8 protein-coding genes are annotated in these 8,167 nt (G+C 71.6%); 3 read left to right on the plus strand and 5 right to left on the minus strand.

Annotation, left to right across the window (positions count from 1 at the left end):
* Window positions 1-113: 113 nt before the first annotated feature.
* The 5 genes from ACZ48Z_RS03505 to ACZ48Z_RS03525 all read right to left on the minus strand — a co-directional run bounded on the left by ACZ48Z_RS03505 (window position 114) and on the right by ACZ48Z_RS03525 (window position 5,083).
* Complete coding sequence (locus tag ACZ48Z_RS03505; protein WP_468734117.1) at window positions 114-1,103, minus strand: malate dehydrogenase; 990 nt, start codon at window positions 1,101-1,103, stop codon at window positions 114-116.
* A gap of 326 nt (window positions 1,104-1,429) precedes the next feature.
* A complete protein-coding gene (locus ACZ48Z_RS03510; RefSeq protein ID WP_468734118.1) occupies window positions 1,430-2,668 on the minus strand; it encodes a helix-turn-helix domain-containing protein in 1,239 nt (412 codons plus the stop codon).
* A 267-nt stretch (window positions 2,669-2,935) separates the two neighbouring features.
* On the minus strand, window positions 2,936-3,400 hold the full coding sequence (locus tag ACZ48Z_RS03515) for a helix-turn-helix domain-containing protein (protein WP_468734119.1): 465 nt from the start codon (window positions 3,398-3,400) through the stop codon (window positions 2,936-2,938).
* A 263-nt stretch (window positions 3,401-3,663) separates the two neighbouring features.
* On the minus strand, window positions 3,664-4,107 hold the full coding sequence (locus ACZ48Z_RS03520) for a DUF3017 domain-containing protein (protein WP_468734463.1): 444 nt from the start codon (window positions 4,105-4,107) through the stop codon (window positions 3,664-3,666).
* 121 nt (window positions 4,108-4,228) lie between these two features.
* The gene (locus ACZ48Z_RS03525; RefSeq protein ID WP_468734120.1) at window positions 4,229-5,083 is read right to left on the minus strand and encodes a bifunctional methylenetetrahydrofolate dehydrogenase/methenyltetrahydrofolate cyclohydrolase; all 855 of its coding nucleotides are present in this window, start codon (window positions 5,081-5,083) and stop codon (window positions 4,229-4,231) included.
* A gap of 239 nt (window positions 5,084-5,322) precedes the next feature.
* Between ACZ48Z_RS03525 and ACZ48Z_RS03530 the strand changes: the two genes are divergently transcribed.
* From ACZ48Z_RS03530 to ACZ48Z_RS03540, 3 genes are all read left to right on the plus strand, one after another.
* Complete coding sequence (locus ACZ48Z_RS03530) at window positions 5,323-5,973, plus strand: RDD family protein (RefSeq protein WP_468734121.1); 651 nt, start codon at window positions 5,323-5,325, stop codon at window positions 5,971-5,973.
* A gap of 76 nt (window positions 5,974-6,049) precedes the next feature.
* Window positions 6,050-6,202 (plus strand): hypothetical protein, encoded by a 153-nt coding sequence (locus tag ACZ48Z_RS03535; RefSeq protein WP_468734122.1) that lies wholly within the window; start codon window positions 6,050-6,052, stop codon window positions 6,200-6,202.
* A gap of 123 nt (window positions 6,203-6,325) precedes the next feature.
* Window positions 6,326-8,020, plus strand: a complete 1,695-nt coding sequence (locus ACZ48Z_RS03540; protein ID WP_468734123.1) for a protein kinase domain-containing protein — start codon at window positions 6,326-6,328, stop codon at window positions 8,018-8,020.
* Window positions 8,021-8,167 lie beyond the last annotated feature (147 nt).

Consider the following 8,167-nt stretch of genomic DNA (forward strand, 5'->3'; position numbering starts at 1 on the left):
GTACGGCTTCGACCGTAGGGCGAAAAACAGCCACGGGCCCCACTCCGGAAGGAACCGGAACAGGGCCCGCGCAAGCTCGTGACAGAGCCGTCGAGAAATCTCGGTGGCGAGAACTAGATGAGGCCGAGGGCGCGGACCGCCTCGCGCTCCTCCTCCAGCTCCTTCACCGACGCGTCGATGCGGGCGCGGGAGAACTCGTTGACGTCCAGGCCCTGGACGATCTCGTAGACGCCGTCCTTGGTGGTGACGGGGAAGGACGAGATCAGGCCCTCCGGGACGCCGTAGGAACCGTCGGACGGGATGCCCATGGAGGTCCAGTCGCCGTCCGCGGTGCCGTTGACCCAGGTGTACACGTGGTCGATGGCGGCGTTGGCGGCGGAGGCGGCGGAGGACGCGCCACGGGCCTCGATGATGGCCGCGCCGCGCTTGGCGACGGTCGGGATGAACTCCTCGGCGAGCCACTTCTCGTCGTTGACGGTCTCGGCGGCGTTCTTGCCGGCGACCGTGGCGTGGAAGATGTCCGGGTACTGGGTGGCCGAGTGGTTGCCCCAGATGGTCAGACGCTTGATGTCGGCGACCGTGCTGCCCGTCTTCTTCGCGAGCTGGGTCAGCGCGCGGTTGTGGTCGAGGCGGGTCATCGCGGTGAAGCGCTCGGCCGGTACGTCCGGGGCGGCGGCCTGGGCGATCAGCGCGTTGGTGTTCGCCGGGTTGCCGACGACCAGGATCTTGACGTCGTCCGCGGCGTTGTCGTTGATGGCCTTGCCCTGCGGCTTGAAGATGCCGCCGTTGGCGGAGAGCAGGTCACCGCGCTCCATGCCCTTGGTGCGGGGGCGGGCACCGACGAGCAGACCGACGTTGGTGCCGTCGAAGGCGACGTTCGGGTCGTCCGTGATGTCGATGCCCGCCAGGAGCGGGAAGGCGCAGTCGTCGAGCTCCATGGCGGTGCCCTCGGCGGCCTTCAGCGCGGGGGTGATCTCCAGGAGGCGGAGCTTGACCGGCACGTCCGCGCCGAGCAGCTGGCCGGAGGCGATGCGGAAGAGCAGGGCGTAACCGATCTGGCCGGCCGCGCCGGTGACGGTGACGTTCACGGGAGTGCGGGTCATGGCGTTCTCCGTATGACAGCTGGCGGTGGGGCGTCCCTGCCCCGGACGTTTGATCGATCTCTTGGCGTCAAGAGAGATCCAGCGGTCAGGCTATCGCGCATCCGGCATGCCGGACGTCCGCCTCCATGTGGCCCACCCCACACACCGCCGGAAGAACGGCCGACAAAAGAGGCGGCCGCCCGTCCGGGAGAGGGGGACGGAAGCGGCCGCCGTATGGGGGTGCCGATTTCCGGACTCCCGTGGGGGTACTGGTGCGCGTGCCCCCGATCCGGGAGTCCATGCACGCTCCCTGAATATTTGACCGTCCGTGAGCGCGGGGCGTCCCGTCAGCCGGTGCACCCCTGCTGTCCGGAAGCCAGCGTCACGCACGCCTTCGCCGCACTCGCCGTCTTCACGGCGACCATCGGTGTGTACGCGATCGTGTCCCCGACCTCGGTGATGCTGTCGCTCTTCTCGGACACCTTCCCGGCGCTCACCTCGACCTTGTCCCCCTGCCCGGCCTGGGTGATCCGCCCCCACGCCGCCCCGCAGGTCTCGCTGTACCGCACCTCGACGAGGGTCGTCCCCACGGTCGCGGTGCTGGCGGTGGTCACCAGGTTCCCGCTGCACCCCATGGCCTCGGCATCCTTCCCCGTGCATCCCTCCCCGCTGCACTTGACCCCGGCCGGCAACGACACGGACGCGCTGACGGAGGGTGACGGAGAGGAGTCGGCTCCCTCGTTCTTCTTGTCCCGGCCGACGTCGGTCAGGAAGAACACGGCGGCGACCACCACCAGCACCCCGACGGCCCCCGCGAGGAACATCGTCAGCCGCCGCTTCCCCGAGCCGCCGGAACCGTCCGCGGGACGCGCGTCCTGAGGCTGCGCGTCCTGTGGCTGGTCGTACGGTCCCGGCGCCCCCGGCGTCCGTCCCGGACCGTCGGAGGAGCCGGGTGCGGGCGCCGGCGTGGGCGCGGGCGCGGACGTGCGCCCGGCGGTCTGCGGCGGCCCCTGATATCCGGCGATGCCCCAGGAGTTCGCACCGGAGGAGCCTCCGCGAACCTCGGCACTCTCGGCGTCCCGAGCAGCGTCCCGAGCGGCGTCCCGAGCGGGCCGGGTCTCCGGCGCCGCCGGCTGCGGCGGCACCGTGGGGGCCACTCCCGCCGGTCCCGCCACCCCGGGCGTCGCCGTCGCGCTGCCGCTCCTGCGGGCCGTCCTGCCGCCCTTGGCGTTCGCGGGCGGCGCCCCGAACTCGCCGAGCGCGGCCCGCGCCTGGGAGATCCGGATGGCTTCCATGGTCATGTCGTGGCGCATCTCCGAACGGCTCCAGGCGCGTTCGGCCAGCTCCCACATCGTGGTCAGGTGAACGGGATTGGTGCCGGTCACCTCGGCCAGAGCGACGATCGCACCCTTCGGCGCGAGCAGTCTTCCGTTGAGATACCGCTCCCAGGACGTCTTGCTGTAACCCGTGCGGTCGGCGACGGCCGCGATGCTCAGGCCGCTGCGGTCCACGAGCCGCCGCAGCTGGCTCGCAAACTCCCTGACCTGCGGATCCAGTTCATCGGGCAAGGCCCTCCAACGAGGCATTGCTCCCCCCTCATTCCCCCGGTCGGTGCGGCTGTTCCCCGCATTTCCCCGTGCGTGGTGCCCTCTGCCGAGTCCCCGTTGTGGCTACCCACAAGGATGCGTCCCCTAAGGATCTCAGTTCCTCGGGCAGGGGGCGCACGGGTGCATCGACAAGTTCGACACGTTAGCTTCGGCGTCGAACAGCCCCGTATCAAATGCGCAAACTTGTCAATACATCACCACAGGAGGAACACACCGGAAATAACGCCGGTCACGGCAGTTACCGGTTCACCCAGAGGCCACGGCCACGGCCCCGGCGATCCCGATCAGCAGCAGGACGACGAGCAGCAGTACGGCGGACAGCAGCAGCCGGTTCATCCCGCCGCCCCGCTCCCGGGGCGGCTCGTCCCACCACGGCAGGGTCGGGTCGTCCTCGTACCCCTCGCCCCCGGCGGCGGGCGCGGGCGCCGTGGCCGGCCGGGGCCAGGCCTGGACCGCCAGTTCCCAGCGGACGGCGAGGCGTTCGGAGTCGGTGCCGTCCAGCCCCGCGATCCGGCACAGGGCGGCGACGGCCTGGCGGGGCGGGGGCTGGGTGGCGTTGAGATAGCGGTGCCAGGAGGACTTGCTGTACGCGGTGCGGGCGCCGAGCGACACGAGGCTGAGCCCCGTGCGGTCCTTGAGCTGCCTGAGCTGCTCGACGAAGTGCCGCACCTCGGGCGGCAGATCGTCGGGCAGCGCCTGCCAGCCACTCATCGCCCACCTCCACGGCGTCCACACCTGGTTCCCGGACCTGCTTCCGGCACCTGCTTCCGGGTGATCGACGACGTCAGAGGCCTGATCGGTTCCTGGAACCGGGACGGCTGTGGCAGGTCCCGCACACCGTGCCGGAACCGTCACCGCTGTGACACAGCGCACTGACAGCGGTTGAACAGCCGGTTCACGGCACGGGAGGCTGGGTCGTGACGGCGGTCCGTCCCTCATCGGGGGTGGGGGCGGACCGCTGTCGCGGCCGGGGTTCAGCTGCTGCTGACCGTGAAGTGCAGGGTGTCCTTGAGGAAGGGGATCACCAGCCACGGGTGCGGCTGCACCATCATCGCCAGCAGGACGATCGCGGCGCCGAGACCGCCGTAGGTGGCGATGTCGGTGAAGCGGGAGCGCACCGCGAGCATGCCGACGTCCGGCAGCAGCCAGCGCAGCACGGCACCGACGAGCAGGGCGACGCCGATCAGGAGCGTGCCGACGCGGAACTGGTCGAGGGCGGTCAGCAGCAGGCCGAGTCCGACCGCCGACAGGATGGCGAGGATCGGCCACTGCCGGGCGGGCGCGGGCGCGTCCCGCGGCGCGGCCCGGCCACCGCCCTCGGGCCGCGCGGTGTCCCGGGTGAACAGCGGAAAGCGCCGGGTCGCCCGGCGCGGCCGCCCGTCGACGTCGGGCGCGCTGATCGCATCCCTTACGACGATCTCGGCCTGCCCCTCGGCATCCCGCTCCTCGCCGACGCCTGGCTCGCGGGGCTCCTCGGCCCCGGCCGCCTCGGCCGCCTCGGCCTCCTCCGTGCTGCCCGGCTTCCGGGAACCGCCCGCGTCAGCCGACACTGCGCTCCGCCGCCTCGACCACGTTGACGAGCAGCTGGGCGCGGGTCATCGGGCCGACGCCGCCGGGGTTCGGGGAGACGAAGCCGGCCACCTCGGCGACCCCGGGGTGGACGTCGCCGACGATCTTCCCCTCGGCGTTGCGGGAGACGCCGACGTCGAGGACTGCGGCGCCCGGCTTCACGTCCTCGGGACGGATCAGGTGGGCGGAGCCGGCGGCGGCGACGATGATGTCGGCGCGCTTGAGGTGCGAGGACAGGTCGCGGGTGCCGGTGTGGCACTGGGTCACGGTCGCGTTCTCGCTGCGGCGCGTGAGCAGCAGGGGCATCGGGCGGCCGATGGTCACGCCGCGTCCGACGACCACGACCTCGGCGCCCTTGATCTCGACGCCGTAGCGACGCAGCAGGGTGAGGACGCCGTTGGGGGTGCAGGGCAGCGGCGCGGGCTCGTTGAGGACGAGACGCCCGAGGTTCATCGGGTGCAGGCCGTCCGCGTCCTTGTCCGGGTCCATGAGCTCCAGGATGCGGTTCTCGTCGATGCCCTTGGGCAGCGGCAGCTGGACGATGTAACCGGTGCACGACGGGTCGTCGTTCAGTTCGCGGACGACGGCCTCGATCTCCTCCTGCGTGGCCGTCTCCGGCAGTTCACGCTGGATGGAGGCGATGCCGACCTCCGCGCAGTCGCGGTGCTTGCCCGCGACGTACTTCTGGCTGCCGGGGTCGCTCCCGACGAGGATCGTGCCGAGGCCGGGCGTGACGCCCTTCTCCTTCAGCGCCGCCACGCGGGCGGTCAGATCGGACTTGATCGCGGCTGCGGTGGCCTTGCCATCGAGAATCTGGGCGGTCATGCCCCCATCCTCGCGGATGACCCGGCCCCGGTTCCAATCCGGGTTGCACCGGAGCCCCGTCCAAGATCGGCGAGGTTGCACTTGCACAACACATACGGAATGCCGCTGGACAACAACAGACCTGCCTAGAACGATATGTGGCGCAGTGTCGCGGTGGGTGTTCGGGGGCAAACCGCTCAGACCATGACGTTCCTCCGCGCAGTCCGCATTGTCCCCAGCCCGGTCGACGGAGGATCATCATGAGTTTCGGCTCGCCCAACAACCCTTACGGACAGCCGCAGGACCCCAAGCAGCAGCCCCAGCAGCAGCCCGGCTACGGCTATCCCCAGCAGCCACAGCAGCCCCAGCAGCCCGGTTACGGCTACCCGCAGCAGCCCCCGCAGGGTGTGCCGCCGCAGCAGGGCTACCCGCAGCAGCCCGGTTACGGCTACCCGCAGGCGCCGCAGGTCCCGGCCTCCGCCTACGGCTACCCGCAGCAGCCGGGCTACGGCGCGCAGCCCCCGTACGCGAACTGGGGCCAGCGCTTCCTCGGCACCCTGGTCGACATGCTTGTGTTCGTGGTTCCGTACATCATCGTGGGCGTCGGAGCGGCCAACAAGACGGCGGCGCTGATGATCATCGGCTACCTCGGCATCATCGGCCTCGCGATCTGGATGCTGATCATGGAAGGCCGTACCGGCCAGACGCTCGGCAAGAAGGCGCTCGGCATCCGCCTGGTGCGGGAGATCGACGGCCAGCCGCTCGGTGTCGGCATGGCCTTCGTCCGGCGTCTCGCGCACTTCCTGGACAGCCTCGCGTGCTACCTCGGCTGGCTGTGGCCGGCCTGGGACGCCAAGCGCCAGACCTTCGCCGACAAGATCTGCTCGTCCATCGTCATCCGTACGAACTGAGCGCCGCGCACACGCAGGTGAGGGCGGATCGCCCCAGGGCGTTCCCACCCTGCCTTCCCCGGGGCCGTGTCACGTCGTGACACGGCCCCGGGGCGTCACCTCCCTGACCCCCGGCCACGAGACGGCGACAACAAGCCGCGCGGAGTGGCCGATTCCGGGAGCGGCCCTGGACGAGAACACCCCGGAGGCGCTGCGGTACTTCCTGGAGGTCGGGCAGTACGAGGTGTAGGGCCCAGTTCCCAACCCGGTACCGCCGTATCCCGACCGCTCCCCCGCGCCGGGCGATAGCCTCTCCCCGTCAACTGGCGTGACACGAGAGCACGTTGTGAACGGAAGAGGCAGGTCGGGGGCCGTGACAGACATATCGGCGGTCGGTGACACCGCGCTGCGGCAGGTGGGTGCGGCCCCGCTGCTGCCCACCGATCCCGGGCGGATCGGACCGTACGTCCCGCTCGGGCTGCTCGGCAGCGGCGGCATGGGCCGGGTCTACCTGGCCCGGCACGCCGACGACAGCCCCGGGCTCGCCGCCGTGAAGGTGATCCGGCCCGAGTACGCCGAAGGGCCGGACTTCCGGCGGCGGTTCGAGCGGGAGGCCGCCGTGCACGGGCGGGTCCGCACCCCGCGCGCACCGCACCTGATCGGCACCGGGTTCGACGACACACTGCTGTGGATGGCCACCGAGTACCTGCCCGGACTCGGCCTCTCCGACGCGGTCCGCGAGTGCGGGCTGATGCAGCCGGCCGGGGTGTGGCGGCTGGTGGCGGAACTCGGTGAGGCCCTGTCGGCGCTGACCGCCTCCGGGGTCGTCCACCGGGACCTCAAGCCGTCCAACGTGATCCTCTCCCCCCGGGGCGCGCACGTCATCGACTTCGGCATCTCGCGTGCCGTCGACAGCAGCGCGATCACCACGACCGGCAACCGGGTCGGCACGCCCGCGTACATGGCGCCCGAGTATCTGCGCGAGGGGCGCTGCGACGCCGTCTCCGACGTCTTCTCCCTCGGCTGCACCCTCGTCTACGCCGCCACCGGGCACGCCCCCTTCGGCGACGGGACCGGCGTGGACGTCATGCACCGGGTCGCCTTCGAGGCACCCGACGCCGAGGTCATGGCCGAACTCGCGCAGACGGACCCCGCGTTGGCCGCGTTGCTGGCCGCCTGTCTCGACAAGGACCCCGCCGGGCGCCCCACCCCGCGGCAGCTGACCGACGCGGCCACGGCCGCCGGGCACGGCCGCGCCGCCCACTGGCAGGAACCGCTGGCCACCCGGCTCCTGGACCGGCAGCAGGGGTGCGCGGCGCTGGAGGGCGTGTCCGTCCGGCAGACCGGACATCTCCGCACGCCGACCGCTCCCGTCCTCTCGCCCGTCGCCGCTCCGGCGAGCACCGGGAAGGGCAGGCGGCGGAGGTCCTTCCTCACCGCCGCCGCGGGTGTCGCCGTGGGGGCCGTGGCCGTCGGCGCCTTCCTGCTCACCCGGCCGGGCCTCGACACCCCGGCCGCCGCCGCCCCGACGTCCGTCGGCAGCAGCACCGCCGCCGCCGCACCCGCCTCTCCGGAGCCCAGCACCTCCGCCTCACCCTCCGGCAAGGACGACAGCAAGAGCGACGGCAAGGGCGACGGCAAGAAGAAGGACACTGGGGACAAGGGCGAGAAGGACACCGGCGGAGGTGGCAGCGCGCCCGGGAGCACGCCGTCCGCGACCGCCACCCACGCCGGCGACAGCACCGGCCAAGGCGGCAGCAGCACCGCTCCCACCCCCACCGCCACGGTCACGAAGACCACGGCACCCCCGGCCACCCCCGCCTGGATCTCCGGCTGCACCTACTACTCCGGCACCGAACTCACCGACTACGGCGACACGGGCCAGCGGGTCGTCCAGGTGCAGTGCATGCTCACCAAGCGCGGCTACAGCGTGGGCGGTTCGGGCGTGGACGGCGAGTTCGGCAAGGACACCCGGACCGCGGTCAAGCAGTTCCAGAGCGCGAAGGGGCTGGAGGTGGACGGCCAGGTGGGGCCCAACACCTGGGCGGCGCTGCGCAGTTCGACGTGACATGGCTGTGGGGGGGGGGGGGGGGGGGGGGGGGACACCAGCGGGTGGGTGCGGGGGGGGGGGGGCGGCCGGTTTGGAGACGTCGCCAGGGAACTACGCGCTCGGGGAGTAGCGGCCGAGGTGCTGCCCGCCGACCTTATGCACCAG

Source organism: Streptomyces sp. NPDC031225 (genome assembly GCF_055570355.1).

Coding starts and splice junctions, on each gene's coding strand:
- ACZ48Z_RS03530 (WP_468734121.1), top strand. CDS start 5,323: ATGAGTTTCGGCTCGCCCAACAACCCTTACGGACAGCCGCAGGACCCC.
- ACZ48Z_RS03525 (WP_468734120.1), bottom strand. CDS start 5,083: ATGACCGCCCAGATTCTCGATGGCAAGGCCACCGCAGCCGCGATCAAG.
- ACZ48Z_RS03510 (WP_468734118.1), bottom strand. CDS start 2,668: ATGCCTCGTTGGAGGGCCTTGCCCGATGAACTGGATCCGCAGGTCAGG.
- ACZ48Z_RS03515 (WP_468734119.1), bottom strand. CDS start 3,400: ATGAGTGGCTGGCAGGCGCTGCCCGACGATCTGCCGCCCGAGGTGCGG.
- ACZ48Z_RS03505 (WP_468734117.1), bottom strand. CDS start 1,103: ATGACCCGCACTCCCGTGAACGTCACCGTCACCGGCGCGGCCGGCCAG.